Below are 25,724 nucleotides of genomic sequence, written 5' to 3'. Positions count from 1 at the left end.
CGCCGCCTGACCCGTTTTATGGCCCACTCAAGGTCTCGATCGGGTAAAGGGCCTGGCGCCCAGGCGGGTGACGCGCGTAGAAGACCTGTCATGCATAAGTCACTGCGTATCGCGGCCGTCGCCACGGCCTGTGCCGTCGCCGGCGCCGCCCTCTACGGCGCCGGCGCGGCCACCGCCGGTCAGTCCACGGCCAACTCCACGCACGAGCCCTACAACATCGGGCTCCTGGTCAAGGACATCGACAGCTACTACGGCACCACGGCAGACGCGAACGGCGTCTACCAGGCGTCCGCCGACAGCCCCTACGCCAAGGACCTCGCGCGCCTCGACGCGTCCGCGAGAAAGTACATCGACCAGGCCGCCCGCACGGCGCGGCACAAGGGCGAGAAGCCCGCCGTCGTCTTCGACATCGACGACACGCTGCTGCTCAGCCTGGACTACGAGAAGCGCAACAACTACACCTACAACTCGGCCACTTGGGCGGCCTACGTCAACAAGGCCGACCGCCCGGCCGTCTTCGGCAGCCCCGAGCTGGTGCGGTACGCCGAGAAGAAGGGCGTCGAGGTCTTCTACAACTCGGGCCTGAGCGAGGCGCAGCGCTCCGCAGCGGTCGAGAACCTGAAGAAGGTCGGCGCCGAGGTGAACCTCGACGCCGACCACATGTTCCTCAAGAACACCGCGAACCCGCCCTCGTACCTGAGCGGTTGCGCCACGCCGGGCGCCTGGACCTGCACCACCGTGCAGTACAAGTCCGGCACCCGTCGGCACATCGAGAAGGACCTCGGGTACGAGATCATCGCCAACTTCGGTGACCAGTACTCGGACCTCGAGGGCGGCTACGCCGACAGGACCTACAAGCTGCCCAACCCGACGTACTTCGTCGGTTAGTCACTCTCCTTCGTCCGTACCGGCTTCACCGACTCCAGCGTCGGCACCACCGGCTTGATGCTGCCGTCGGCCGCGAACTCCATGCGGTCGATGGTGGTCTCGCGGTGCATGCCGTCGCCGCCGGGCCTGCCGGGGCCGTTGAGGGCGAAGCGGTGGTAGACCACGTACCAGTCGTCGGTGCCGGGGGTGTTCACCACCGAGTGGTGACCGGTGCCGAGGATGCCGTACTCGGGCCGCTTCTGCAGGATCGTCCCGCGCTTGGTCCACGGGCCGAGCGGGGACGGTCCCGTCGCGTACGCCACGTGGTAGTTCTCGCTGCGGGTGTCGTCCTCCGACCACATGAAGTAGTACGTGCCCTTCCGCTTGATCACGAAGGAGCCCTCGCGGAAGTTGTCCGGGGTGATGTCCCGCACCTTCGACGCGTCGAAGGACACCATGTCGTCGCCCAGCGGAACGACGTACCCGCGTCCGTTGCCCCAGTACAGGTACGCCTGGCCGTCGTCGTCCGTGAAGACCGACGGGTCGATCATCTGGCCCTTGAGCGTCCCGCCCTTGGCGACCAGCGGCTTGCCGAGCGCGTCCTTGAAGGGGCCGGCGGGGGAGTCGGCCACCGCCACGCCGATCTGCTGCTCGGCGCAGAAGTAGAAGTAGTACTTGCCGTTCCGCTCGGCGATCGCGGGCGCCCAGGCGTACTTGTCGGCCCAGGTCACATCAGGCCCGAGGTCGACGATGACGCCGTGGTCCTTCCAGTGGACCAGGTCCTTCGACGAGTACGCCTTGAACTTGGTGCCGCTCCAGCCCTGGAAGCCGTCGGTGGTGGGGTAAACCCAGTATCTGCCGTCGAGGTAGTGGACGTCGGGGTCGGCGTTCAGGCCGGGCAGCATGGGGCTGCGGGTGCGGGCCGCCTCGACCGTCCAGGTGCGCTTGGTGCCGTCGGCCGCTGTCACGGTGTACTTCTGCGGCGTGCGGAAGTCGCGCCGGGTGCCGGACTTCGGGCTCAGCGTGGCGCCCGCACCGACCCACAGCTTCGGGGCCAGCCGCGACAGCTCCGCGTCGGGCTCCATCGGCAGGACCACCTTCGAGGCGCTCTCGGTGACGATCGCGTACCCCTTCTGGCCCTTCGCCGTCGCGTCCACCACGGACGTGGGGCTGGAGGGGTACGCGGCCAGCAGCCGGTCGTACTCCGCCTGCGTCACCGGGAGGACCGTGCCGTGCCGGGGGCTCGCCGGGAGCTGGTAGTCCGTGGACGGGGTCCACTTGCCCGAGGCGAGGTCGGTGGTCTCGAACGGGATGTAGCCGCGGCCGCCGTACTCGTCGATGAACAGGTACCACTTCTTCTCGGTGTTCGACTTGAACACCGTCGGGCCCTCACCGCGGTCCATCGCGCCCTTGCCGATGCAGTCGGCCACGAAGCCGTACGTGGTCGAGGTCAGGGACGTCGACTTCTCACCGGTGATGAACTTCGAGCAGGGGCTGGAGGAGCTGGGGTCCCGCTCGTCCTTGGTGTAGCGGTAGTACTCGTCCTTGTACTTCACGACCGTGGAGTCGATCACCGAGTAGCCGGGGTCGTTCCAGATCTTCGGCTCGCTGAAGGTGCGGAAGTCCTTGGTCGTCGCGTACATCATCTTGTTGTACGTGTTGCCCTTGTGGTCCGGGTCGTCGTCGGCGTACAGCTTCGACGCCCAGAAGACGACGTACTCACCGAGCTCGTCGTCCCAGTAGGCCTCCGGGGCCCAGGTGTTGCCCGCGTTGTCCGGGGAGACCTTCACCAGGCGCTGGTCGGTCCAGTTGACCAGGTCGGTGGACTCCCAGACCATGATCGACTTGCTGCCGTGCCGCTGGACCTGGTCCCAGCTGCCGCTGGAGTTCTTGTACATCCGCAGGTCGGTGGCGATCAGATAGAACTTGTCGCCCTCGGGGGAGCGGATCACGAACGGGTCGCGCAGGCCCTTCTCGCCGATCGTCGACGTCAGGACCGGCTTGCCGGCGTTCAGCTCACGCCAGTGCAGCGCGTCGTTGCCCCGGCTGAGGGCGTAACGGATCTGCTCGCCGTCGGCGGTGCCCTCGCCCGTGAAGTAGGCGAAGAGGTAGCCGGCGTACTTGGAGTGCTTCACGGGTGGGGCTCCGGGGTCCGCGGTGCTGGGTGGCGCCGTGAGCAGGGTCAGGAGAAGGCCGGTCAGGGCCAGGAACGGCAGCAGGAGCGTGCGGGGGCGCATGACACTTCCTGTCGAAGTCTGGGGGATTCTGTTGGATAGCGGCTCTCGGAGTTTCACCGCACGGGGACAGGGCGTCAACGGGTGTGCATGAGGCGGGTGGTTCCGAAAATTTCGGAAGGTCGGCGCGCCGGTGCACGTGACGGCGGCAACCCTTTCGCGGCACGGCGGCGACTGTTGGTCGGAAACGCACCGGAGCGGGCCCCTCCGAACCGTTTCCGTCCCCATTCCCCAGGAAAGGAACGCTCCGTGCTGCTCAGCGCAGGACGCCACCGCAGGACCCGTACGCTCGCCATCGCCGCCGCGGTGGCCTGCGCCTCGGGGGCGGGCGGCGTCTACCTCGGGCTCTCCGGCGGCGGCGCGCAGGCCGCCTCGGTGACGGTCACCGTCTCCACCGCGGCCCAGCTCGAGGCAGCCGTGAAGAACGCCACCGCGGGGACCGTCATCCAGGTTCGCGGCGGCACCTACTACCCGGCCGCGACCCTCAAGTCCACGGCGGACGGCACCCGTTCGGCGCGTATCACCCTGCGGGCGTACGGCAGCGAGAAGGTCCGGATCGACGGCTCCGAGCTGCCCGACGGCTCCTGGCTCGCCGACCTCCACGGCGACCACTGGACCGTCGAGAACCTCGCCTTCGTCAACTCACCGGCCCAGGGCTTCGTCGCCACGTCCTCCGTCGGTGGCGTCTTCAGGAACCTCGTCACCGCGGACAACGGCGACTCCGGCTTCACCCTGCGCGGCGACGGCACCACCGGCAACCTGGTGCAGAACCTGGACAGCCACGGCAACTACGACCCGGCCGACCACGGCCAGAACGCCGACGGCATCGCCGTCAAGTTCGGCTCCGGGACGGGCAACAGGATCACCGGCGCCCGGCTGTACGACAACTCCGACGACGGCCTCGACCTCTGGCAGTTCTCCTCACCGGTCACCATCGAGCACTCCTGGGCCTTCGGCAACGGCGAGAACCACTGGCACGACCCGGCCTTCGAGGGCAACGGCAACGGCTTCGAGCTGGGCGGCGGGGGAGCGTCGGTCGCCCATGTCGTCAACGACAACGCCGCCTGGGGCAACACGCTGCACGGCTTCACCGAGAACTCCAACACCGGCGCCATCGCACTGAACCGCAACACCGCGTACGCGAACGCCCACAACGGCTTCTCCTTCGCCACCGGCAAGGCCCGCCTCGGCAAGAACCTCGCCGTGGGCGACAAGGGCGGCCCCGCCGAGCTGGGCTCCGCGACCGTCTCCACCGGCAACAACTGGGACAGCGGCGCCACCACCCCGCCCTTCAGGTCGACGGACGCGACCAGCGCGTACGGAGCGCGCCGGGCGGACGGCTCCCTCCCCGCGACGACGTTCCTGACGACCGGCTCGAGGACCGTCGGCTCGACGATGGGCACCCCCTAAGCTTGAGTTTTAACCTCTGCCTCGATCAGTTTTTGGCTGGTCGAGTGTGACTGAGCGCGCTAGTTGGCGGATGAGCGCTGTACTTGGCGGAGCTGAGCGTTCTGGTGGCGAGCCGGTGTGACTGGTCGAGATAGATGACACCTGGTCGCGGAGACTGACACCGACGCTTCGTCGGCACGACTGTCGAGGTACTTCAAGCTGCTGACCGGCAGAAATACCAGAGTGCCGGTGACAGGGCGGGCCGAACAGCATGAGCGGGTGCCAACAACGACGACCAAACGGTGCCAACTACCGAGACCAGAGCGGAGCATCGGGCCTGGTCGTCAGGCTCCGCCGGTGACAACTATCTCGACCAGTCACAGCCGGGCGGCCGTCCGCCTTCTCGCCGGGGCCAGCACGCCGGCCCCGGCTACAGGGCCAGGGAGGGATTCCAGAATCAATCGAACTCCCGTTCCACCGGCAGCCACAGCTCGGCATCCGCCTCGCTGCCGTCCGCCGACATCCGCGTACGAAGGATCTCCGGCCCGGGGCGGCTCCGGTACGGGTTCGATGGGAACCACTCGGTGAACACATCCCGCCACAGCGCCTGGATCGCCTCCGGCACCGACCCCGAGGTGGTGAAGACCGCCCATGTCCCGGCCGGCATGGGCAGCGTGACCATGCCGTCCGGCGCGGACGCCGAGGTGACGACCCCGTGGTAGTAGTCGAGGTCGGTGCCCTCTGCCCGGCTGGGATCGAGGTCGTCGCAGACCGCGAGGATACCGTGCGGCTCCTGGTCGGACAGCTTCTCCAGCAGCTCCCTTGCCTGGTCGCCGATCCCGCGGACGAAATCGATGATCGCCTGGTTCGGCCCCGAGTGCACGAGCGGCACCCGAGCCTTCGCCCCGACGACGCTGAACTCCGGCTTGTGCACGACGCGGTAGCGCATGCTGCTGCTCCCGTCGACGATGAGGCGGAAGGTCATCCGGGGCTGGGAGCTGAGCGCCGCGCCGGTGCGCCGCGCCTCGCCGGGCCCGACGCCGTGCACCGCGCGGAACGCCCGCGCGAATGCCTCTCCCGAGCCATATCCGTACCGCACCGCGATCTCCAGCAGCGTCCGCTTACCGGCCAGCACCTCCGCGCCCGCGACGGTCAGCCGCCGACGCCTGATGTACTCCGACAGCGGCATCCCTGCGAGCGCCGAGAACATCCGCCGCAGGTGGTACTCCGAGGTGGCAGCGACCCGCGCCAGCTCGCCTACGTCGACGGAGCTGTCGAGCTGCCGCTCGATGTGCTCCATGGCCTGATTGAGCCGCTCCAGCACGCTCGCCTCCAAGATCCCGACCATCGATTCAATCAGGCGCGGCCCTGCACGCCACACCCGAGAAAAGCGGTGCGGCAAGTGTCGGGTGACCGGGACGGGCAGCGCCGCACGATGGAGGCATGGACGACACGACCTTGGTATCCCGCTTCCTCCGCGACGGCTTCGTCAAGCTGGCGGGCGCCGTCGCGCCCCGCGTGGCCGCAAGCTGCGCGCGGCTGCTGTGGCGGGAGACGGGCTGCGACCCGGACGACCCGGAGACGTGGACGCAGCCCGTGCACTGGGTCGGCGGGATGGCACAGGGACCGTTCGCCGCCGCACCCAACTCCCCGGCCCTGCACCGGGCGTACGACCTGCTGGTCGGCGCCGGGCGCTGGGAGCCACGCTACTCGCTCGGCACCTTCCCGCTGCGCTTCCCGCACGAGGAGGAGCCCGACGACGCGGGCTGGCACATCGAGGGCGGCTATGCGGTGGAGGGCGAAACCTGGCCCTTCACCAATCTCCGCTCACGCGGCCGGGCCCTGCTGATGCTATTTCTGTTCAGCGAGGTGGGGGAAGAGGACGCCCCGACTCGGATCCGGGTCGGCTCCCACCTCGACGTGCCGAGGGTGCTGGAGCCGTACGGGGAGGAGGGCGCTAGCGGCCTGGCCATCGCGCCAGACCTCGTAGCGGCATCCGCCCACCGGCCGCTCGCCCTCGCCACCGGTTCCCCGGGTGACGTCTTCCTGTGCCATCCGTTCCTGGTGCACGCAGCACAGCCGCACCACGGGGCGCGGCCGCGCTTCATGGCCCAGCCGCCGCTGATGCCGGCCGCGCCGTACGAACTGGAGCGGGCCGACGGCGCGTACTCACCCGTGGAGATCGCGATTCGCCGGGGCCTGGGACAGGCCACCTCCGGTCCCGACGGGGAGGAGGCCGGACTGTGACTGGTCGAGATAGATGACACCTGGTCGCGGAGACTGACACCGACGCTTCGTCGGCACGACTGTCGAGGTACTTCAAGCTGCTGACCGGCAGAAATACCAGAGTGCCGGTGACAGGGCGGGCCGAACAGCATGAGCGGGTGCCAACAACGACGACCAAACGGTGCCAACTACCGAGACCAGAGCGGAGCATCGGGCCTGGTCGTCAGGCTCCGCCGGTGACAACTATCTCGACCAGTCACACCCGAATCGGGTCTCGTAGGCCACGTGCCGATCGCGGCGCGGAGCCCGATGCCCCGAACCGCGGACACGGTCGTCCGGGCGCAAGGGCTCCGGCCGGGTCCGCCCCGACGGGTACATCGCCCAGGTGACGACAGTTAAGCAGGACGCCGCCTACGGTTCGACGATGTGCCGCAGATAGACGTGCGGGTCGGCGAGATAGCGGCGCCAGTGATCCACGACGCCGAGCTCCCGCCAGGCGACCCTGCGTATGCCGTGCTCGCCGACCTCGACGATGTCCGCGCCCGGCAGGGCGGTCAGCAACGGGGAGTGCGTGGCACAGATGACCTGGCCGCCCTCCTTGGCCAACCGGTCGATGTGCCCGATCAGTTCGAGGCACGAAGAGAAGGAGAGCGCCGCCTCCGGCTCGTCGAGAACATAGAGCCCGGCGTGAAGGAACTTCCCGCGGAACGCTGCGAGAAAGCCCTCGCCGTGGCTGACCGAGTCCGGCGAGAACCCCTCCCTGCCCAGGGCGTCCAGCGCGGTCTCGGCCCGCAGGAAGAAGCCCTTGCGGGCCGACCAGCTGGTGGCCATGCGGCGCCCGCGCGAGGCCGCGTCGAACCTCATCCGCTCGCCGAGCGCCGACTTGCCACGCGGGGAGGCGTAGCGCCAGTCGTGGGAGCCGCCGTAGGAGTCCAGACTGAACCCCTCCGCCCGCGCCTCGACCAGGGTCGACTTCCCCGAGCCGTTCTCACCAACAGAAAGGTCACCGGTGCGGTGAAGCGCAGCCCTTCGTTGAGCAGCTGCCGGACGCAGGGCACCGACCAGGGCCAGGTGTCCTCGTCGTACGAGGAGAGATGGGTATACGCGCGTTCGACAAGCACTCGACCATTGTCGCCCAGGACCAGGAAGGCGTACGTGCCCCCAAGTAGCCGGCGCCGGCACCTCATGCTCGTTGTTGCCGGGGTTCCGGTCGGTCGCGCAGCCGTTCCCATGCGTGCCGGGGCGGCGCCCTCAACGTCCCCAAGCTGAACTCTGAGCGTTCGAGTCGGCGAAACTCGCCAACTGTGGCGCTCAGTCACATCGAGGCAGACAGGAGAGTTCGCACGGAGCTGAGTGCCAGCTCTCAATCTTCATGCGACACACCAAGGTCGTGGCGCATAGCGGTTCTCATAGTTCGGAGCATTTCCCAGACCTCGTACTGGGCCTGGGCCGCGGTCTCCAGTGTTTCGCCTGGTTCGGGGGCACCGCGTTCGAGGCGCTTGACCTGGCCGTAGACCTTGTTCAGGGCTTGGTTGACGACACTCGCTCGCATGAGTACTTCTTCGGGGGCGATCATCTGTGCTTCGGAGTATCGATCGCGGTGCGCGTTCTTCGCCTCCTCGAGTGCGTCGCTGTCGGCCTCCTCCACGCCGCGTTCCCTCATGACGTGCAGGTGGCGGTTGAGTGCGGTGGTGAACTGCCGGGCATCTCGGTTGAGTTCCACATAGCAAGTGCGCCGCAGCGAACGGTTCTCGCGGACCTCCTCCTGGTCTCGAACGAGCTCTATCTCCCGGCGCTTCGCTCGTTCGGAGCCGCGCTGGGTGAGTAGCGCCCCTCCCAGGGTTCCTGCGACGCCTGCGACAGCGATGATCACTGAGCTGAGATCCACCGACGTACCCCGTGAACTCCTTCGGCCTCGTGCCCGCTGCACATGGCCCAGACCGTCAAGTTTGCCGCTCCTTGGTGCGCCGGGGTCTGGTGCCCTTCTTGTGGTGGGCGGGGCGGCTGTACGCCTCGCCGGTGGCAAGGACTCTGCCCACGCCATGGCGGGTGGCCGGGTGGCGGTTCTGGGAACCCGGCGGCCGGCCAGGCCCAGGACGAGACGGTTTCGGTGCACTGTCCGGGGAGCCGGTCTCCGTGCACAGGTTCCTGAACCCCCTGCGGACCCGGGCGGGCGTGAGCCTGTTCGGCGGAGCCGGTTTCTCCCACGGGCGCCGGAGATCGGCGGCCAGCGGCCGCGCGAGCCGGAGCTCGGCATAGGCGGCAATCACCAGCCACGTCCACCGGTCGGCAGCCTCCGAGCTGCAAAGTCGGGGCTTGGTCCACCCGAGTGTCTGCTTGAACAGGCGGAAAGTGTGCTCCAGGTCGAAGCGGCGGAGGAAGGACTGCCAGCAGCGGTCGACATCGGCCTTGGTGGCGGCGGTGCCCGACCACCACAGCCATACTGGCTCGTTCACCCCGCCGCTGGGCAGCTTCTCCACGGTCAGACGGATGACGGTTCCCTCGATGATGGGCAGCGGTCCGTCGTGATCAATCCAGGCCGCCCTCCGGGTCAGCCGCGGGTGTAGCCGGTCCCACGCCTGCGCCGTCGCTTTGCCGTAGAGGCGGGTGTCGGTGACGGTCACGGCCTGCTCGGCGCCCCAGGTAGGTGGGTCGCCGAAGACGAACTCGCCACCGTGCTTGGGCGGCCGGCCGCCCTTGGGGTCGTAGACCCGTGGCGGTGTCGGCCGCCGCATCACGCGGTCCGAACGGAGCCGCCCGACGATCTCAACGGGCAACCCCGCCAGCAGGTGGGCGATGCGGGGTGCGTCATATCCGGCGTCCAGCACCACCAGGACCTCCAGGCCGCCCGGCTTCCACTGACCGGCGGCGACGAGCCGCTCGACGACCTCGCGGAGCTGGGCTGCCGTCACCGCTGCGACGTCGGCGCCGGGCTCCAGGCGGACCGCGTCCAGCACCGCCGTCCAGGACGTGCGGCCGGTCTCCAGCGCGGCCACCACCGAGTATGGCCAGCCCGGGACCATCTGATGCTTGCCCTCGCCCCGGCCGAACGTGTGGCAAAAGGACCGGTCAGCACATGTGTTGGCGTCCGGCCGCAGCCACGGCGAGACATCCACAGCCAGCACCAGCCGACCATCCGCCGCCCTCGGCAACGGCACCCCGCCCAGGGCACGACGCAACCTTGCGACATCGATCCGCCCCTGGTTCAGCCCGCCGTACAGAGCCCCGTGACCACGACGGTGTTCAGGCGCGAGCGCGAGATCAACGCGCGTCTGCACCGGCCCGTCCGTGCACAACAACGCGTCGCACAACTCGAACAACGCGTCGCCCCGCGCGGTCAGACACGCGTACAGCTCCGACCGGAAGTGTGACTCCGCGAACGCATCCCGCAGGACGCCTTGATGCACCAAACTCACGACCACGGCCTTCGCGCTGATCCACTCTGTGACGGAGCACAGGATCAGACGGAGGCCGCCTTCACGTCCGCTGGACTGCGAAAACGCCGACCAAGTTCGAGCCGCGTTCGACATCGGACCATAAATGACAAGCTAAGGGCGTGTCCGCAAAGTCCCGCCTGCCCTGCGACGCCCGGCACGCTCCCCCAAGCTCTTCGAGCAGGGGGTACCCCCAGAGCACGCACCGGACGCCGCAGGGCCCGCCCTCTGGGCGGACGACGGGATTTTACGGACACCCACTAGGGCACCCCACCCGGGACCTGCGGACACGACGACGCCCCCGCCGGTGCGAACCGGCGGGGGCGCCCTGCCGACCGGCCGAGGGGGGCTCGGCCAGGGCTGTTCGACCGTCCGGAGGGGGGCTCCGGAGGGTCGGGGTGCCGGGTGGCCCGGCTGGGGGCCCGGACCTCCGGCATCCGGCCGGCCCAAGGGGGATTCGGGCCGGCCGGAGCTCACACGTGCTGCGGCATCACTGGTAGCTGATGTCCGAGGCCTTGAACTTGCAGGTCTTGCCGTCCGGGCCGGCCGGGGTCAGCTCCTTGGGCTCCTTGCCGGTGTTGTTGCCCTCGAAGCGCACACACGTCTTGATCTTCTTCTTGCTGTCGCCGTGGATGCGGATCTTCGACAGCGTGGCCGTGTCGCCGTAGTTGGCGTTCACGCCGACGATCGAGTTCATCGGCGCCGTGACGTCGATGTCGCTCAGCACGACCGTGCGCTTGTACTGCGTCTTGCAGTTGCCGCAGGAGCGCACCAGCTTCCCGGCGTTCTGCACCTGGAAGCCCGACACGTTCAGCGTGCCGGCGCCGTTGAACTGGAGCACCTTGTCGTCGGCGTTCTTCGCGCCGCCGCCGATCACCTTGTAGACGGCCGACGACGACTTGCCCTTGAAGCTGGCCGCGTCCTCGCCGACGTCCGTCCACCACACGTTCTGGAGCGTGCAGCTGCCCTTGCAGTGCACACCGTCCGCGGCCGGGGTGCCGATGATGACGTTCTTCAGCACCGCTCCGTCGGCCAGCTCGAAGAGGGGGGCCTGGCCCTCGTCCTGGCTGTCGCCGCCGAGCGCGCCGGAGCCGTAGAACATCTTCATCCCGCCGTCGCGGACACCGGAGACCGGAATGGTCGCCGACACGGGCGTCTTGCCCTTGTCCGTGGGCCAGGAGGATGCGGCGCCCGCGGTGGACAGCATCGACGTGGTGACGATCGCCGCTCCCGTGATGCCGAACGCGGATAACCCGGCGATCACCGCACGCCGCTTGGTGACCCGGCGGCGATGGCGGACGCGCTGTTCTGCTGGTGCACTCATGTACCGATTCCTCAATGGGTGGTGACTCTTGCGCCTGGTGGTCGCCACCGGTGAAGGAAGGGTTGCCGTGCCTTCAGGAATTTTTCACGAGTCGTCTTCGGCGTCGTCCACGGCCGCGAAACCGCCACCCACGGACAGCCGCTCCGAACCGGCGGCGGCCGTCACCGCGTAACGGTCGGCGCCGGCGTCACGGCCGCCGCGCTCGTGGTCGAACTGCCCCGCGAACACCCATTCGCCCGCCGGGACCTTGCGGCCCTCCTTCAGGGTCCAGGTGTAGACGAGGAAGCCGTCCCGCTCGCCGACCGTGAGCGTGAAGTCCTGCTCGGGCAGCGACCGCCACGCGCCCGCGTCGGAGACCCCGCCGGTCTGAGCGACGCTCAACCTCACGGTCAGCGCGGTCAGTTCCTCGCGCGTCTTGATCGTGATGTTGCTCTGCGCCCAGAAGTCGTTGCTGTGCGGGTCGACCGAGCCGTCCGACCACAGCGGCCCGTCCTCGGTGGCGGCGGGCGGCCGCCCGGTGACGGAGGTGCTCGGCGTCCGCGAGGGCGGTGGAGCGGACTCGCGGTGCTCCGGCGGGGCGGACGGTGTGGGATCCAACGGCGGCGCGGGGGGCCGGCTCGTCGCCTCCGGCGACGGCGTGGGCGTGAGCGTGGGAGACGTCGCCACGTCCTGCTGCTGCGGGGAGGTCTCCTCCTTCACCGCGGACGCGACCGCGTAACCGCCCACCGCCAGCACACCCGCCACCGCAGCCGTCGCACCGGCCACCCGCATCCACCCGAACACGGGCGGACGCGTCGCCCGGTGCCCGGAGCCGGCCGGACCGGCCATACCGCGCTCGACCCGGGCCAGGATGCGCTCCCGCTCGGGCTCGTGCGTCCCGGCCGCCTCGTGCAGCCGGGCGCGCAGCTCCTCGTGCACGTCCCGCCGCATGGTCATCGGTCCCTTCCTCCGCCCTCACCGGTGCGCGCCCGCAAGCTTTCCACGACCGGCGAACAACGGGGAGCGCCCACCGTCGCGTGCATCCGCTGCGGTACGCCCTGTGTGCCCAGCAACCGCTGGAGTTCGGCCATTCCCTTGGAGGTCTGGCTCTTCACCGTACCCACCGAGACGCCGAGGGCGAGCGCGGTGTCCTTCTCCGAGAGGTCGAACGCGTGCCGCAGCACCACACAGGCCCGCTTGCGAAACGGCAGCCTGCGCAACGCCTCCTGGACGTCGACCACGCCCGCGACGTCCGGGTTCTCGGTGTTCTCCTCGCGCTGCGACCAGAACAGGGCGATGCGCCGCCGCTCCCGCACGGCGCTGCGGATCCGGCTGCGGGCCAGGTTGGCGACCACACCGCGCGCGTACGCAGCCGGATGGTCGGCCGCGCGTACTCGGTCCCAGCGGTGCCACAGCGCCAGCAACGCGTCCGCCGCCAGGTCGTCGGCGGTGTCCGACTCGCCCGTCAGCAGGTAGGCCAGACGGGACAGTTCTGCGTAGTGACGCTCGAAGAAGGCGTGGAACTCCACGGAGGCGGCGTCGTCGACGACTGTGCCCACGGGCGACCTCTCCTCGCAGCGGCTTCGGACACTCCCGGCCGGGGGTGCCTGTGAATGTCATGCAGATGACATGTGATCATCCGGGGGAGGTCCGGACGAGATCGGGAAGCGTAGCAGCGTTCTCAGGATGGTTCGTACGGAGCTTCGAACGGCGTATGGCAGGCCGGACTCTGATTCCGTAACACGAAGAAAACCTGAACGTGGTTCAACGCAGGAACAATCCAGCCAGCATCCGCACACCGATCACCCAGGCACCGAGGAGCACCAGCCATGTCCGAATCGCAGAAGGTGGCCGACCGGCCCGACGCCGCACCACCCGCGGTGAACAGCGTCGACCGGTTCTTCAAGATCTCCGCGCGGGGGTCCACCTTCGGCCGTGAGATCCGCGGCGGCTTCGCCACGTTCTTCACGATGGCCTACATCCTTGTCCTGAATCCCATCATCCTGGGCAGCGCGAAGGACAAGTTCGGGCACCAGTTGGACGCCGTCCAGCTCACCACCGCCACCGCCCTGGTGGCCGCGGTCATGACGATCATCATGGGCGTGGGCGGCAATCTGCCCCTCGCGCTCGCCGCCGGGCTCGGCCTGAACGCCGTCGTGGCCTTCCAGATCGCCCCGCTGATGAGCTGGGACGACGCGATGGGCCTGATCGTCCTCGAAGGCCTGCTGATCTGCGTGCTGGTGGTGACCGGTCTGCGCGAGGCCGTCATGCACGCCATACCCCAGCCGCTCAAGCAGGCGATCAGCGTCGGCATCGGCCTGTTCATCGCCTTCATCGGCTTCGTCGACGCGGGGTTCGTCAGCCGCATCCCCGACGCCGCGAACACCACCGTGCCCGTTCAGCTGGGCGGCACCGGAACCCTCACCGGCTGGCCCATGCTCGTCTTCTGCCTCGGCGTCCTGCTGACGATCGGCCTGCTCGCCCGCAAGGTCAAGGGCGCCATCCTGATCAGCATCGTCACCATGACGGCACTGGCGATAGTGATCAACTCCACTGCCGACATCAAGAGCTGGGGCCTGACCACGCCGTCCTGGCCCGACAAGCTCGTCGACGCCCCCGACTTCGGACTCATCGGCGACTTCGACCTGTTCGGCGCCTTCAGCGCCCCCGGTGTCGGCGTCATCACCGTCGTGCTGCTGGTCTTCACCCTGATCCTGTCGGACTTCTTCGACACCATGGGCACGGTCGTCGGCATCAGCGCCGAGGCGGGTCTGCTCGACGAGGAGGGCAAGGTCCCCAACCTCGGCCGGGTGCTGCTGATCGACGGTGCCGCGGCGGTCGCGGGCGGCGCGGCCTCGGCCTCCTCGGCGACCTCCTACATCGAGTCCGCGGCCGGCGTCGGCGAGGGCTCGCGCACCGGCTTCTCCAACCTCGTCACCGGCGGCCTGTTCGGCCTCGCGCTGTTCCTGACCCCGCTGCTCACCATCGTCCCGCTCCAGGCGGCCGCCCCCGCCCTGGTCGCCGTCGGCTTCCTGATGATGACCCAGGTCAAGCACATCGACTGGGACCGGTACGACATCGCCATCCCCGCCTTCCTCACCATCGCCGTGATGCCGTTCACCTACTCCATCACCAACGGCATCGGCGCCGGCTTCCTCGCCTACGTCGTCATCAAGACCGTGCTCGGCAAGGCCAAGGAGGTCCACTGGCTGCTGTGGGGGACCTCGGTGCTGTTCCTCGTGTACTTCGCGATCGACCCGATCGAGCAGTTCCTGGGAGCGAAGTAACGATGACGGGCCGCCCCCGGGGGGAGGGGGGCGGCCCGTCTCGTCTCTACAGACGGCTTGTCGGCAGCCGGGGTTCAGTCCTTGAGCGCTGCTTCCATCATCGCCTTGGCGACCGGCGCCGCCAGGCCGTTGCCGCTGACCTCCGAGCGGGCCGCGTTCGACTGCTCGACGACGACCGCCACGGCAACCTCCCTGCCCGACGAGTCGGACTTCCCGTACGAGGTGAACCAGGCGTACGGCACCTGGCTGTTGTTCTCGCCGTGCTGGGCCGTGCCCGTCTTGCCGCCCACGGTCGCGCCCGGGACCTGGGCGTTCGTGCCCGTGCCCTGGTCCACGACCGTCTGCATCGCCGACTGCAGCTGCTCGGCGGTCGAGGAGCTGACGATCTCCTTCGAGCCCGCCTCGTCGTCGTAGTCCTGCAACACGTCACCACCGCTGTTGGTGATCTGCGAAACCATATGGGGCGAAACCAGCTTGCCGCCGTTGGCTATGGCCGCCGACACCATGGCCATCTGGAGCGGCGTCGCCGTGACGTCGAACTGGCCGATGCCCGTCAGGGCCGTCTGCGACGGGTACATGTCGGACGGGTACACGCTCGTGTAGGCCCGCACCGGCACGTCCAGCTTGTCGTCGTTGAAGCCGAACTTCTCGGCCATCGCCTTCACCTTGTCCTGGCCCAGCTGGACGGCCATCTTGGCGAAGACGTTGTTGCACGAGTACTCCAGCGCCGTACGGATCGTGGCGTTCGTGCAGGGCGCGTTCGGGTTCTCGTTCGTCAGCTCCCGCGTGGTGCCCGGCAGCGTGTACGGGTCGGGGCTGGCCGTCTTCTCGTCCACCGACGAGTACAGACCGTCCTCCAGCGCGGCCGCCGCCACGACCAGCTTGAACGTCGAGCCGGGCGGCAGCGGCTGCCGCAGCGCACGGTTGACCAGCGGCTTCTCCGGGTCCGCCGTGAGCTTCTGCCAGGCCGTCCCAGCCGTGTTGGCGTCGGTCAGCGACGAGGGGTCGTACGACGGGGACGACACGACCGCGAGGATCTTCCCGGTCTTCGGGTCGATGGCGACGGCCCCGCCCTTCTTGTCGCCGAGCGCGTCGAACGCCGCCTTCTGCACGTCCGGGTCGATCGTCGTGACCACGTTGCCCGGGTCGGCCCGCTGGTTGGTGAGGGTGTCCATCACGGACTTCAGCCGGCTGTCCGTGCCGTTGAGCAGGTCGGTGTAGATGCCCTCCAGTTGGGTCGGCGCGTACGCCTGCGACGCGTAGCCCGTCACCGCCGCGTACAGCTCGCCGTCCGTGTATGTGCGCTTGTACTTGAGGTCGCCGGTCGTCGTCGGGGCCGAGCCGGTGACCGACCGGCCGCCCACGATGATGTTCCCGAGCGGCGCCGAGTACGTCAGAATCGCGTTCCGCCGGTTGTCCTTGTCGTCTGCGAGCGCCTGGCCCTCGTAGAACTGCACCCAGGTCGCCCTGACCAGCAGAGCGAACACCAGCAGCAGCGCGAAGACCGATGCGCGCCTGATCGTCTTGTTCATCCCGAACTGAGGACGAACAATGCCGGGCGGATCGTTCCCGCCCGTCCTGTTTCTCATCCGACGTTCAGGAAACCCGCCTCATAGGCCGCGATGACCGCCTGCGTACGGTCCCGGGTGCCCGTCTTGGCCAGCACCGCCGCCACGTGCGACTTCACCGTGGCGGGGCCGACCTCCATCCGGCGGGCGATCTCCGCGTTGGTCAGCCCCTCCGCCATGTGCCGCAGTACCTCCCGCTCGCGTCCCGTGAGCTTCGCCACCCACGCGGGCGGCGCCGGGTGCGCGCGGGCGCGCTCGGTCGCGAGGGTGCGGACGGCCGCCGGGAACAGCAGGCTGTCGCTGCGCGCCACCAGCCGGACCGCCTGCACGAGCGCGTCGGCGTCCGCCCGCTTCAGCAGGAACCCGGCGGCTCCGGCGCGCAGCGCGTCGTACACGTAGGAGTCGTTCTCGAAGGTCGTCACGACGACGATCCGGGGCGGCTCGTCCAGGGTGGCGAGGATCTGCTCGGTGGCGCGGATGCCGTCGGTCTCCGGCATGCGGACGTCCATGAGGACGACGTCCGGCCGCAGGTCCCGGACGACCGACACGGCCTCGGCGCCGGTGGCCGCCTCGCCCACCACCTCCAGGTCCGGCTCGGCGGAGAGGATGGCGCGCAGCGCGGTGCGGACCATGCGCTCGTCGTCGGCGAGGACGACTCGGATCGGCGTCGGGCGGGTCATGCGGGTCCTTTCATCGTGACTCCTTCGTGGATACCCCGGCCTTCAGGCCGGGGAGGAAACGAATCTCCTGCGGAGCAGGGCGGGGAAAGGCGAAGCGCCTCCGGGGCGATTCGGCGTCTGCGGCCACCGGCCGACAGCCGTCGCTTACCCGGAAGCTGATAGAATGTGAGGCATGACGCAGCAGGTCAAGCGGGCGTTCAAGTACCGCTTTTACCCTACGGACGAGCAGGCAGCTGAGCTGTCGCGCACGTTCGGCTGCGTCCGCCTCGTGTACAACAAGGCGCTGGAGGGGCGCACACGGGCCTGGTACGGCGAGCAGCGCCGCGTCTCCTACGTGCAGTCGTCCGCCGCGCTCACGGAGTGGAAGAAGACCGGGGAACTCGCCTTCCTGACGGAGGTATCGTCGGTCCCGCTCCAACAGGCGCTGCGCCACCTTCAGACGGCATTCGGGAACTTCTTCGCCAAGCGCGCAAAGTACCCGCGCTACAAGTCGCGGAAGAAGTCCCGGGCGTCGGCCGAGTACACCCGCAGCGCCTTCAAGTGGCGCGACGGACAGCTCACGCTCGCGAAGATGGCGGGGCCCTTGGACATACGCTGGTCGCGTCCGCTGCCCGAGGGCGCGGAGCCGACCACGGTGACCGTGTCCCGCGACAGCGCGGACCGTTGGTTCGTGTCCCTGCTGTGCGAGGACACCATCAGCCCGGCCCCCGCAACCGACGCGGCTATCGGCCTGGACGCCGGTATCACCTCCCTCGTGACCCTGTCCACCGGGGAAAAGGTAGCCAACCCCAAGCATGAACGCCGCGACCGTGCCCGCCTTGCCAAGGCGCAGCGGGAGTTGTCCCGCAAGGCGAAGGGGTCGGCGAACCGGGAGAAGGCCCGGCGTAAGGTCGCCAAGGTCCACGCGCGGATCGCCGACCGGCGCCGCGACTTCCTCCACAAGCTGTCGACTCGACTCGTCCGTGAGAACCAAACGGTCGTGATCGAGGACCTCACCGTCCGTAACCTGCTGAAGAACGGGCGCCTCGCGCGCGCCATCTCGGACGCGGCATGGACGGACCTCCGCATGATGCTGGAGTACAAGTGCGCCTGGTACGGGCGCGAACTCGTGGTGATCGACCGCTGGTTCCCCAGCTCGAAGCTGTGCGGGACCTGCGGCACGGTCGCGGCGAAGATGCCGCTGAACGTCCGCGAGTGGACGTGCGAATGCGGCACCGTACATGACCGCGACGTGAACGCGGCACGCAACATCCTGGCCGCCGGGCTGGCGGCGTCTGCCTGTGGAGACGGTGTAAGACCTCAACGGGAGTCCTCCCGGACGGGGCGGTCGTCGGTGAAGCAGGAAACCCAGCGGGCGACCGCTGGAATCCCCCGCCTTTAGGCGGGGGAGGAAGTCAACGGCAGACGTACGTGCAGCCGCCAGGTCTCCCGGGCCGGTCCGGACGATCCGGCGGCCGGCCCGGCCGTCACAATCCCGCCCAGCAGCCTGACCCGGTCCGCGATGCCGCGCAGCCCGTGGCCGCCGCCGGGGCGGGAGGGCGCGGGGCCGTTGGCCGTCGCGGGCCGGGTCACCGGATTCTCCACGGTGATCTCCAGATGCCCGTCCGCCTCCGCGATCCGCACGTCCACGGCGACCCGCTCACCGGCGTGCTTGAGGGCGTTGCTCAGCCCTTCCTGCACGATGCGGTAGGCCTCACGGGACAGCAGCGGGGCCATGGCCTCGGGGTCGGCGTCGACCGTGGCGGACACGCGGGCCCCGCCCGCACGGGTCCGGGACAGCAGCCCGTCGAGGTCGGCCGCGAGGGTCGGCGCCGGGGCCGTGCCGGGGGCGTCGCCCTCACGCAACACGCCCAGCACGGCGTCGAGTTCGCCGACGGTGCGCCGGGTCGTGTCCTCGATCGCGGCGAGGGCCTCGCGGACGAACTCCGGGTCGGAGTCGAGGACGCGCCGCGCCGCGCTCGCCTGGAGGGTGACGGCGCTCAGCGCGTGGCCCACGGAGTCGTGCAGCTCCCGCGCCAGCCGGTTGCGTACGGCCAGGTCGGCGGCGCGTGCCTCGGCGGCCGCGAGCCGGCCCTCGGGAGACGGACCGAGCAGCGCGGGCGCCCAGCGGGCCAGCAGCACACCGCTGCCGGCCGCGCAGCCGGCGAGGGCGACGAGCATCGCCGCGCCCGCGACCGGAGCGAGCCCCAACGCCCAGGCGTGGTCGAAGACTTCGGGCAGCCCGAGCCCGGTGTCGCCCAGTCCCGCGAAGACCGGCAGCAGGATCAGCATGGTGGCGAACGGCGGCACGGCCAGCGACATCCCGGCGATGATCCCGCCGAACCCGAGGTGCAGCGTGAACCACCCCGCCGTACGGCCCTTCTCGCCCCGCGTCCGGGCCGGTCCGAAGGCGAGCCGGTCCGCGTCGACACCGCACAGCCAGCGCACGGCGGCGGCCTCCAGCGGCCGGGTCAGCGGGAACAGGGACGTGACGGCGGCGAGCGGCAGCCCCACGCCGAAGGAGGCGAGCTGGAGCGGAAAGGATGCGAAGACGTTCGTGCTGCCGGCGGCCGGACCGATGATCACCGAGCCGACCAGGACGTACGGCATGGCGAGCGCGCCGCCGAGGATCAGATGCACCCAGCGCAGCCGGGCCCGCCGGCCGAACAGGGACCGGGCGGCCTGTCTCACGCGGCCCGCCGTGCGGCCCGGGCCGAGCGCTCGGCGAAGTAGTGGACGCCGATGGCGGCGAGGAGGAAGCCGACAAGCATCTGCCCAGCGTAGGCGAGGTACATCAGCGGCGTGGGACGGTCGGCGATGTCCTCGACGCCGCCGAGGGAGGCGAGCGTCAGCCAGCCGCCCCAGCAGGCCGCGGCGCCCGAGCCGACCCAGGCCAAACCGAGCGGCACCGCCACGGGCAGCGCCCGGCCGCGCCGGAAGGCCAGCAGGAAGCCGCCAGCGACGGCCGCGACGAGGAACACCGCGTAGACGGCTTCCAGGACGTGGAGGTCACCGCCCCGGTCCGCCGCCCGGCCCTCGCTGAGTCCGGCGGTGACACCGCAGGCCCAGAGCACGTGGAGGGTGAGGGGCAGCAGGGCGAGCACGGCGGCCACGGCGGCGAGGGCCCGGTGCGCCGGCCCGACGACACCGACGGGCAGTTCCCGGACCCGGCCCCGCCACAGATACCCCCAGCGGTCGCGGGCGTAGAGCACGAACAGGCCGCCGAGGGCGAGCCCTTGGAGGATGAACCCCGAGTACACGACGGTGAACACCCACTCGTGGAGGAAGGGCTCGTGGCCCTGGTCCGATGCGGAACCGCCTCCGAACGCCCTCACGACCAGCTGTGCCGGGAACCCGGCCATGATCGGCGCGAGCAGCCCGGTGGCGACCCACATGGGAAACGCCGGCAGCCACGCGGGCACCCTGAGCCCCCACGGCCGGGTCAGCACCAGCGCCAGCACGATCACCGCGCTGTCCACCAGCACGGACACACCGTTGATCACGGCCATGCCCACCCGGTCGTCGAGCAGGCCGCTGCCCTCGGGGATGCCGACGTGACTCCCGGCGATCCAGGCTGCCTTGAGCCCGAGGTACGGCACACAGGAGAGGACGGCGACGGCACGGAGGATCCGCCGGGGCGCGCTGAGACGGACGGCGGGGCCGGCGACGGCTGCGGTAGCGCATGACTGCGTCATGCGCTCAGGCTCCCGCGAGGAAGCCCGACGGCACCTCCTGCACGACGACGATCCGCCTCCGCCGGACGGGGGAGAGGCGGGGGCTGCCGCTCATCCCTCCAGGATCAGGACCGTCTCCGCGATCTCGGCGCCCCGCGCGTTGGCGAACCCGCTGGCCGTGGCGACGGCACGGAAGCCGCACTTCTCCAGGACGCGCAGTGAGCCCGCGTTGTCCGACGCCGCCCGGGCGTACAAGGGCCGCTCGGGCACCTCCGTCAACAGCGCCCGCAGGGCCGCCGTGGCGATGCCCTTCCCCCAGTACGCGCGGTCGACCCAGTACGTCACCTCGCGTTCGCCCGGCTCCCCGTACACCGCCGCGCTGCCGATCACGTCGCCGTCGGCCAGCACCGTGCGGACCACGGCGTCGGAGGACCGGATGCGGCTCCAGTGGGCGTCGAAGGCGTCCCGGTCGGCCGGTTCCCCGGGAGTGAAGGCCGCCATGTGGAGAGCCTCGGGGTCGTTCATCTGCCGGAAGAAGACCGGCAGATCGCTGTCGTGGACCTGGCGCAGCTCGACGTTCATGCCTCAGAGCCTACGGGTGGCCAGTGTCAGCCGGTCCCGCGCGTCGAACAGCGCGTCCTTCACCAGCTGTTCGTGCGCCGGCGTGAGCCGCGCCACCGGCACCGAGCAGCTGATCGCGTCCCGCGCCGGCGTGCGGTACGGGATGGCCACGCCGAAGCAGCGCAGCCCCAGCGTGTTCTCCTCGCGGTCCACGGCGAAGCCCTGCTCCCGGACCTGGTGCAGTTCCTCGATGAGCTTCTCGCGGTCGGTGATCGTGTTCTCGGTCAGCGCGGGCAGCGTCTCCGGGAGCATCTTGCGGACCTGCTCGTCCGAGTAGGTGCTCAGCAGCGCCTTGCCGAGGGACGTGGAGTGCGCGGGCAGGCGGCGGCCGACCCGGGTGAAGGGACGCAGGTAGTGCTGCGACTGGCGGGTGGCGAGGTAGACGACGTTCGTGCCGTCGAGGCGGGCCAGGTGGATCGTCTCGGTCGTGTCGTCCGAGAGCCGGTCCAGCGTGGGCCGGGCCGCCGCCACGACCTCGTCGCCGTCGATGTAGGAGGTGCCGACCAGCAGGGCCCGCACCCCGATGCCGTACCGCGTGCCCGTCGCGTCCGTCTCCACCCAGCCCAGCTCGACGAGCGTGCGGAGTAGCATGTAGAGGCTGGACTTGGGGTAGCCGACGGCCTCCTGGACCGCCGCGAGGGAGTGCATACCGGGACGCCCGGCGAAGTATTCGAGCAGTTCAACCGTTCTTACCGCGGACTTGACCTGCGCCCCGCCGCCCGTCTCGCCAGCCGACATCGCTCTTGACCCCTTCGTTCGACGGGAAATAGTCTCCACAGCATATTCATCATCAGAGACAGCGTTCAGCATATCGAACGCCCCTGGTGAATGACCCAGTACTGCGGCATTACATGTGTGGAGGGACCCGCGGTGGCAGCAGCACCAGTCTGGAGTGTCGACCCCCGAACCGGGAAGCAGCGTGAACAGGTTGCGGTGGAGGCCACAGCCCAGGAGGTGGACGCCGCCGTCCGCGCCGCGCACGAGGCGCGCGGCTCACTGGCGGACCGCGCCGTCCGCGCCGCCTTCCTGCGCAGCGCCGCCGAGGAGCTGCAGGCGGCCAAGGACGGCCTCGTCGAGACCGCCGACGCCGAGACCGCGCTCGGCCCGGTCCGGCTGACCGGCGAGCTCGCCCGTACCTGCTACCAGCTGCGGGCCTTCGCCGACATCGTCGACGAGGGCGCCTTCCTCGACGTCGTCATCAACCACCCCGACGACACCGCGACGCCGCCGATCCCCGACCTGCGCCGTTACAAGGTGCCCCTGGGTGTCGTCGCCGTGTACTCGGCGTCGAACTTCCCGTTCGCCTTCTCGGTCGCCGGCGGCGACACCGCCAGCGCCCTCGCGGCCGGCTGCCCGGTCGTCGTCAAGGCGCACCCGGACCACCCGGCCCTGTCCGAGTACGTCGCCAAGGTGCTGCGCCGCGCCGCCGCCCGGCACGACATCCCCGACGGTGTCCTCGGGCTGGTGCACGGCTTCGAGGCCGGCATCGAGCTGATCAAGCACCCGCTGGTCGCGGCGGCCGGCTTCACCGGGTCGGTGCGTGGTGGCCGGGCCCTCTTCGACGCGGCGGCCGCCCGCCCCGTCCCGATCCCCTTCCACGGCGAGCTCGGCTCCCTGAACCCGGTCGTCGTCACCGAGGCCGCGGCCGCCGAGCGGGCCGATGCGATCGGTGCGGGCCTCGCCGGTTCGATGACGCTGGGCGTCGGCCAGTTCTGCGTGAAGCCGGGCCTGGTCCTCGCGCCGTCCGGCGCCGCCGGTGACGCCCTGCTGAAGTCGCTGACCGACGCCGTGAGCGACACCGACGCCGGGGTCCTGCTCGACCACCGCATGCGCGACAACTTCGTCGCCGGCGTCGCCGAGCGCGCCCAGCTGCCCGATGTCGACTCCCCGGTCACGCCCGGCGCGGGCGGCGAGCACACCGTCAGCGCGGGCTTCCTCACGGTTCCGGCGAGCAGGCTGGCGGAGGAGGGCGAGCACGACCTGCTCCTGGAGGAGTGCTTCGGGCCGGTCACGGTGGTGGCCCGCTACGAGGACGAGGCCGAGGTGAAGGCCGTGCTGTCGCGGCTGCCGGGCAACCTGACGGCGACGGTGCAGCTCTCCGAGGAGGAGGCCGCGGGCCAGGGCCAGGGCGCGGAGCTTCTGCAGGAGCTGACGCCGCTGGCCGGGCGTGTGCTGGTGAATGGCTGGCCTACTGGTGTCGCCGTCGCGCCGGCTCAGCATCACGGCGGGCCGTACCCCGCCACGACGTCGACGTCCACGTCGGTGGGCGGGACGGCGATCGAGCGGTGGCTGCGGCCGGTGGTGTATCAGAGCGCGCCGGAGGCGCTGCTGCCGGCGGAGCTGCGGGATGAGAATTCGCTGGGGCTGCCGCGTAGGTTCAACGGGCGTTTGGAGCGGTAGCGCCGTTGGGGTGCGGTGAGCTGCGGGTGCCGGTTTGTTGTGGTTGATCGCGCAGTTCCCCGCGCCCCTGAGGGCCGGACCTGGAAGACTCGGTCGAATGGATCTCGAGATTTCCGAACTTCCGTTCCCCCTGCGCTCCTACGGGCCCGAGGCCCATTGGTCCTATGAGGACGGGGTGCTCACCGGGTGGGCCGGGGCGCGGCAGGATCGGTTCGTGCCGCCCACGGGGGAGGCGCTGGACCCCGCCTCCGACGCGCCGCGGCTGCTCGGGGCGCCCGAAGGGGACTTCCAGCTGATCGCCCGGGTCACGGTCGGGTTCGGCGCGGCTTTCGACGCCGGGGTGCTCTACGTGCATGTCGGCGAGCGCGCCTGGGCCAAGCTCTGTCTGGAGTACTCCCCGGACGTGCCCACCGTCTGCACGGTGGTCACCCGGGGGCACTCCGACGACGCCAACTCCTTCACCGTCGACGGCAGTTCCGTCTGGCTCCGGGTGAGTCGGACCGGCCGCGCCTTCGCCTTCCACGCCTCCCGCGACGGTGAACGGTGGACCTTCGTCCGCCTCTTCACCCTGGGCGACGAGAAGGAGACGGGCGCGGCCCTGGTCGGCTTCATGACCCAGTCGCCGATGGGGGAGGGTTGCGTGGTGACGTACGACCACATCGAGTTCAGGCCGCACTGGCCGAACGACCTGCGCGACGGCAGCTGAGGTCTGTCGGAGAACCGCGTCCCGGCCGGGGGCGTCCTCCACTGCGTGATCAGGAACCGAGTGACTCCGGACAGGGTGATCCGTACCGCCCTGCCCGCCGAGGTGGCGGACGTCGTCGCGCTGCACGCGCGTGCCCGGGCGACGTACTACCCCGACGGGCTGCCGCAGGACGGTACCGACTGGCTCGCCTCCTGGGAGAGTGCCCTCGTGCGGCCGGACGGGCGGGTGTTGTGCGTCGTGGAGGCGGGGCGCATCGTCGGCCTGACCTCCTTCCGTACTCCCGAGGGCGCCCCGGCGGACACGGTGAAGCTGTTCCAGTTCCACGTCGACCCCGACCACTGGCGCCGCGGTGTCGGCACCGCCCTGCATACGGCGTGCGTCGAGGAGTGGCAGGCCGACGGCCGGCGGACCGCCGTCCTCGACGTGCATGTCGACAACCTGCGGGCGCAGGGGTTCTACCGGCGGCAGGGGTGGGTGCCGGAACCGGCCGAGCCGGGGGATCACCATCTGACGATGCGGCTCTCCCCGGCCGCGGAATGAAACCGGCTGCTTGAACGTTCACCAATCGGCGGAGGGGGCCTCCGCACCCCGTACGAGCTGGAGAGAGCCGAAGACATGCGCGTCGAGATCTGGAGCGACATCGCCTGCCCCTGGTGCTACGTGGGCAAAGCCCGCTTCGAGAAGGCGCTGCGGGACTTCCCGCACCGTGACGACGTCGAGGTGGTGCACCGCTCCTTCGAGCTGGACCCGGGCCGCGCCAAGGACGACATCCAGCCCGTGATCACGATGCTCACCAGGAAGTACGGGATGAGCGAGGCGCAGGCCGAGGCCGGTGAGGACAACCTCGGCGCGCAGGCCGCCGCCGAGGGGCTGGACTACCGCACCCGGGGCCGCGACCACGGCAGCACCTTCGACATGCACCGCCTGCTCCACTTCGCCAAGGAGCGGGGGCGCCAGGAGCAGCTGCTCGACCTGCTGTACCGGGCGAACTTCGCCGAGGAGCGCTCCGTTTTCGATGATGACGAGCGGCTGGTGGAGCTCGGCGTGGCCGCCGGGCTGGAGGTGGAGGCCGTCCGCGCGGTGCTCGCCGACCCCGGCGCCTACGCCGACGACGTACGCGCCGACGAGCGGGAAGCCGCGCAGCTCGGTGCCGGCGGTGTGCCCTTCTTCGTCCTCGACCGCAAGTACGGCATCTCCGGCGCCCAGCCCGCGGAGGTCTTCGCCCGGGCCCTGGCCCAGGCGTACGGCGAGCGCTCGCCCCTGAAGATCGTGGACAGCGGGGACGCGGACGCCTGCGGGCCGGACGGCTGCGCTGTGCCCCAGCAGTGAAAGACCCAGCTCGGAGCGCGTGTATAA

At 69.9% G+C, this 25,724-nt stretch carries 22 protein-coding genes and 1 pseudogene; 9 read left to right on the top strand and 14 right to left on the bottom strand.

Going from position 1 to position 25,724, the window contains the following annotated elements:
* Positions 1 to 90: 90 nt before the first annotated feature.
* Positions 91 to 888, top strand: a complete 798-nt coding sequence (locus HDA41_RS09200) for an HAD family acid phosphatase (RefSeq protein WP_184982390.1) — start codon at positions 91 to 93, stop codon at positions 886 to 888.
* Here the strand turns inward: HDA41_RS09200 and HDA41_RS09195 are convergent.
* Positions 885 to 3,104: a glycoside hydrolase family 43 protein gene (locus HDA41_RS09195; protein WP_184982388.1), complete on the bottom strand. Its 2,220-nt coding sequence runs from the start codon at positions 3,102 to 3,104 to the stop codon at positions 885 to 887. The two genes, HDA41_RS09200 and HDA41_RS09195, sit on opposite strands and share 4 nt — an antisense overlap.
* Positions 3,105 to 3,350: 246 nt before the next feature.
* On the opposite strand from HDA41_RS09195, the gene HDA41_RS09190 reads away from it, so the two are divergent.
* Entirely contained in the window at positions 3,351 to 4,511 is a 1,161-nt protein-coding gene (locus tag HDA41_RS09190) for a right-handed parallel beta-helix repeat-containing protein (protein ID WP_184982386.1), read from the top strand.
* A 436-nt stretch (positions 4,512 to 4,947) separates the two neighbouring features.
* On the opposite strand, the gene HDA41_RS09185 is transcribed toward HDA41_RS09190, so the two are convergent.
* Entirely contained in the window at positions 4,948 to 5,814 is an 867-nt protein-coding gene (locus tag HDA41_RS09185; RefSeq protein ID WP_184993273.1) for an AraC family transcriptional regulator, read from the bottom strand.
* A gap of 119 nt (positions 5,815 to 5,933) precedes the next feature.
* On the opposite strand from HDA41_RS09185, the gene HDA41_RS09180 reads away from it, so the two are divergent.
* On the top strand, positions 5,934 to 6,737 hold the full coding sequence (locus HDA41_RS09180) for a phytanoyl-CoA dioxygenase family protein (protein ID WP_184982385.1): 804 nt from the start codon (positions 5,934 to 5,936) through the stop codon (positions 6,735 to 6,737).
* Positions 6,738 to 7,127: 390 nt separating this feature from the next.
* Here HDA41_RS09180 and HDA41_RS09175 read toward each other — a convergent pair.
* The 6 genes and pseudogenes from HDA41_RS09175 to HDA41_RS09150 all read right to left on the bottom strand — a co-directional run bounded on the left by HDA41_RS09175 (position 7,128) and on the right by HDA41_RS09150 (position 13,012).
* Positions 7,128 to 7,837 (bottom strand): annotated as a pseudogene (locus HDA41_RS09175) (AAA family ATPase).
* Between the two features lie 242 nt (positions 7,838 to 8,079).
* Positions 8,080 to 8,589, bottom strand: coding sequence for a hypothetical protein (locus HDA41_RS09170; protein WP_230299572.1), 510 nt, complete (start codon positions 8,587 to 8,589; stop codon positions 8,080 to 8,082).
* 70 nt (positions 8,590 to 8,659) lie between these two features.
* Positions 8,660 to 10,132, bottom strand: coding sequence for an NF041680 family putative transposase (locus HDA41_RS09165; protein ID WP_311772201.1), 1,473 nt, complete (start codon positions 10,130 to 10,132; stop codon positions 8,660 to 8,662).
* 508 nt (positions 10,133 to 10,640) lie between these two features.
* Positions 10,641 to 11,474, bottom strand: a complete 834-nt coding sequence (locus tag HDA41_RS09160) for a pectate lyase (RefSeq protein ID WP_184982384.1) — start codon at positions 11,472 to 11,474, stop codon at positions 10,641 to 10,643.
* An 84-nt stretch (positions 11,475 to 11,558) separates the two neighbouring features.
* Positions 11,559 to 12,410: a hypothetical protein gene (locus HDA41_RS09155; RefSeq protein ID WP_184982383.1), complete on the bottom strand. Its 852-nt coding sequence runs from the start codon at positions 12,408 to 12,410 to the stop codon at positions 11,559 to 11,561.
* A complete protein-coding gene (locus tag HDA41_RS09150; protein WP_184982382.1) occupies positions 12,407 to 13,012 on the bottom strand; it encodes a SigE family RNA polymerase sigma factor in 606 nt (201 codons plus the stop codon). The genes HDA41_RS09155 and HDA41_RS09150 overlap by 4 nt, the downstream gene beginning before the upstream one ends.
* 270 nt (positions 13,013 to 13,282) lie before the next feature.
* Between HDA41_RS09150 and HDA41_RS09145 the strand changes: the two genes are divergently transcribed.
* On the top strand, positions 13,283 to 14,740 hold the full coding sequence (locus tag HDA41_RS09145) for an NCS2 family permease (RefSeq protein WP_184982381.1): 1,458 nt from the start codon (positions 13,283 to 13,285) through the stop codon (positions 14,738 to 14,740).
* Between the two features lie 74 nt (positions 14,741 to 14,814).
* Here HDA41_RS09145 and HDA41_RS09140 read toward each other — a convergent pair whose 3' ends face one another.
* Both HDA41_RS09140 and HDA41_RS09135 read right to left on the bottom strand, forming a co-directional pair.
* Positions 14,815 to 16,272, bottom strand: coding sequence for a peptidoglycan D,D-transpeptidase FtsI family protein (locus HDA41_RS09140; protein WP_184982380.1), 1,458 nt, complete (start codon positions 16,270 to 16,272; stop codon positions 14,815 to 14,817).
* A gap of 53 nt (positions 16,273 to 16,325) precedes the next feature.
* Complete coding sequence (locus HDA41_RS09135; protein WP_184982379.1) at positions 16,326 to 16,988, bottom strand: response regulator transcription factor; 663 nt, start codon at positions 16,986 to 16,988, stop codon at positions 16,326 to 16,328.
* A 172-nt stretch (positions 16,989 to 17,160) separates the two neighbouring features.
* Between HDA41_RS09135 and HDA41_RS09130 the strand changes: the two genes are divergently transcribed.
* Positions 17,161 to 18,369 (top strand): RNA-guided endonuclease InsQ/TnpB family protein, encoded by a 1,209-nt coding sequence (locus HDA41_RS09130; protein WP_184982377.1) that lies wholly within the window; start codon positions 17,161 to 17,163, stop codon positions 18,367 to 18,369.
* Here the strand turns inward: HDA41_RS09130 and HDA41_RS09125 are convergent.
* From HDA41_RS09125 to HDA41_RS09110, 4 genes are all read right to left on the bottom strand, one after another.
* On the bottom strand, positions 18,366 to 19,658 hold the full coding sequence (locus tag HDA41_RS09125) for a sensor histidine kinase (RefSeq protein WP_184982375.1): 1,293 nt from the start codon (positions 19,656 to 19,658) through the stop codon (positions 18,366 to 18,368). The genes HDA41_RS09130 and HDA41_RS09125 overlap by 4 nt on opposite strands.
* A complete protein-coding gene (locus tag HDA41_RS09120) occupies positions 19,655 to 20,662 on the bottom strand; it encodes a hypothetical protein (RefSeq protein WP_184982373.1) in 1,008 nt (335 codons plus the stop codon). Before HDA41_RS09120 ends, HDA41_RS09125 begins: the two co-directional genes overlap by 4 nt.
* A 90-nt stretch (positions 20,663 to 20,752) precedes the next feature.
* Positions 20,753 to 21,223, bottom strand: a complete 471-nt coding sequence (locus tag HDA41_RS09115) for a GNAT family N-acetyltransferase (RefSeq protein ID WP_184982371.1) — start codon at positions 21,221 to 21,223, stop codon at positions 20,753 to 20,755.
* Positions 21,224 to 21,226: 3 nt separating this feature from the next.
* Entirely contained in the window at positions 21,227 to 22,000 is a 774-nt protein-coding gene (locus HDA41_RS09110; RefSeq protein WP_010037854.1) for an IclR family transcriptional regulator, read from the bottom strand.
* 132 nt (positions 22,001 to 22,132) lie between these two features.
* Here HDA41_RS09110 and HDA41_RS09105 point away from each other — a divergent pair, with 132 nt between their 5' ends.
* From HDA41_RS09105 to HDA41_RS09090, 4 genes are all read left to right on the top strand, one after another.
* Positions 22,133 to 23,662 (top strand): aldehyde dehydrogenase (NADP(+)), encoded by a 1,530-nt coding sequence (locus HDA41_RS09105; RefSeq protein WP_184982369.1) that lies wholly within the window; start codon positions 22,133 to 22,135, stop codon positions 23,660 to 23,662.
* Positions 23,663 to 23,759: 97 nt separating this feature from the next.
* A complete protein-coding gene (locus HDA41_RS09100; protein ID WP_184982367.1) occupies positions 23,760 to 24,368 on the top strand; it encodes a DUF1349 domain-containing protein in 609 nt (202 codons plus the stop codon).
* A gap of 45 nt (positions 24,369 to 24,413) precedes the next feature.
* On the top strand, positions 24,414 to 24,908 hold the full coding sequence (locus HDA41_RS09095; RefSeq protein ID WP_184982365.1) for a GNAT family N-acetyltransferase: 495 nt from the start codon (positions 24,414 to 24,416) through the stop codon (positions 24,906 to 24,908).
* Between the two features lie 75 nt (positions 24,909 to 24,983).
* Complete coding sequence (locus tag HDA41_RS09090) at positions 24,984 to 25,697, top strand: DsbA family oxidoreductase (protein WP_184982363.1); 714 nt, start codon at positions 24,984 to 24,986, stop codon at positions 25,695 to 25,697.
* Positions 25,698 to 25,724 lie beyond the last annotated feature (27 nt).

It is taken from the genome of Streptomyces caelestis (genome assembly GCF_014205255.1).
In the GTDB taxonomy this organism is placed as follows: domain Bacteria; phylum Actinomycetota; class Actinomycetes; order Streptomycetales; family Streptomycetaceae; genus Streptomyces; species Streptomyces caelestis.
The sequence above is the reverse complement of the archived record's forward strand: the minus strand, read 5'-3'. Positions and strand labels throughout refer to the sequence as shown.

Coding starts and splice junctions, on each gene's coding strand:
- HDA41_RS09140 (WP_184982380.1), bottom strand. CDS start 16,272: ATGAACAAGACGATCAGGCGCGCATCGGTCTTCGCGCTGCTGCTGGTG.
- HDA41_RS09100 (WP_184982367.1), top strand. CDS start 23,760: ATGGATCTCGAGATTTCCGAACTTCCGTTCCCCCTGCGCTCCTACGGG.
- HDA41_RS09115 (WP_184982371.1), bottom strand. CDS start 21,223: ATGAACGTCGAGCTGCGCCAGGTCCACGACAGCGATCTGCCGGTCTTC.
- HDA41_RS09135 (WP_184982379.1), bottom strand. CDS start 16,988: ATGACCCGCCCGACGCCGATCCGAGTCGTCCTCGCCGACGACGAGCGC.
- HDA41_RS09090 (WP_184982363.1), top strand. CDS start 24,984: ATGCGCGTCGAGATCTGGAGCGACATCGCCTGCCCCTGGTGCTACGTG.
- HDA41_RS09195 (WP_184982388.1), bottom strand. CDS start 3,104: ATGCGCCCCCGCACGCTCCTGCTGCCGTTCCTGGCCCTGACCGGCCTT.
- HDA41_RS09145 (WP_184982381.1), top strand. CDS start 13,283: ATGTCCGAATCGCAGAAGGTGGCCGACCGGCCCGACGCCGCACCACCC.
- HDA41_RS09160 (WP_184982384.1), bottom strand. CDS start 11,474: ATGAGTGCACCAGCAGAACAGCGCGTCCGCCATCGCCGCCGGGTCACC.
- HDA41_RS09155 (WP_184982383.1), bottom strand. CDS start 12,410: ATGACCATGCGGCGGGACGTGCACGAGGAGCTGCGCGCCCGGCTGCAC.
- HDA41_RS09110 (WP_010037854.1), bottom strand. CDS start 22,000: ATGTCGGCTGGCGAGACGGGCGGCGGGGCGCAGGTCAAGTCCGCGGTA.
- HDA41_RS09130 (WP_184982377.1), top strand. CDS start 17,161: ATGACGCAGCAGGTCAAGCGGGCGTTCAAGTACCGCTTTTACCCTACG.
- HDA41_RS09180 (WP_184982385.1), top strand. CDS start 5,934: ATGGACGACACGACCTTGGTATCCCGCTTCCTCCGCGACGGCTTCGTC.
- HDA41_RS09120 (WP_184982373.1), bottom strand. CDS start 20,662: ATGACGCAGTCATGCGCTACCGCAGCCGTCGCCGGCCCCGCCGTCCGT.
- HDA41_RS09200 (WP_184982390.1), top strand. CDS start 91: ATGCATAAGTCACTGCGTATCGCGGCCGTCGCCACGGCCTGTGCCGTC.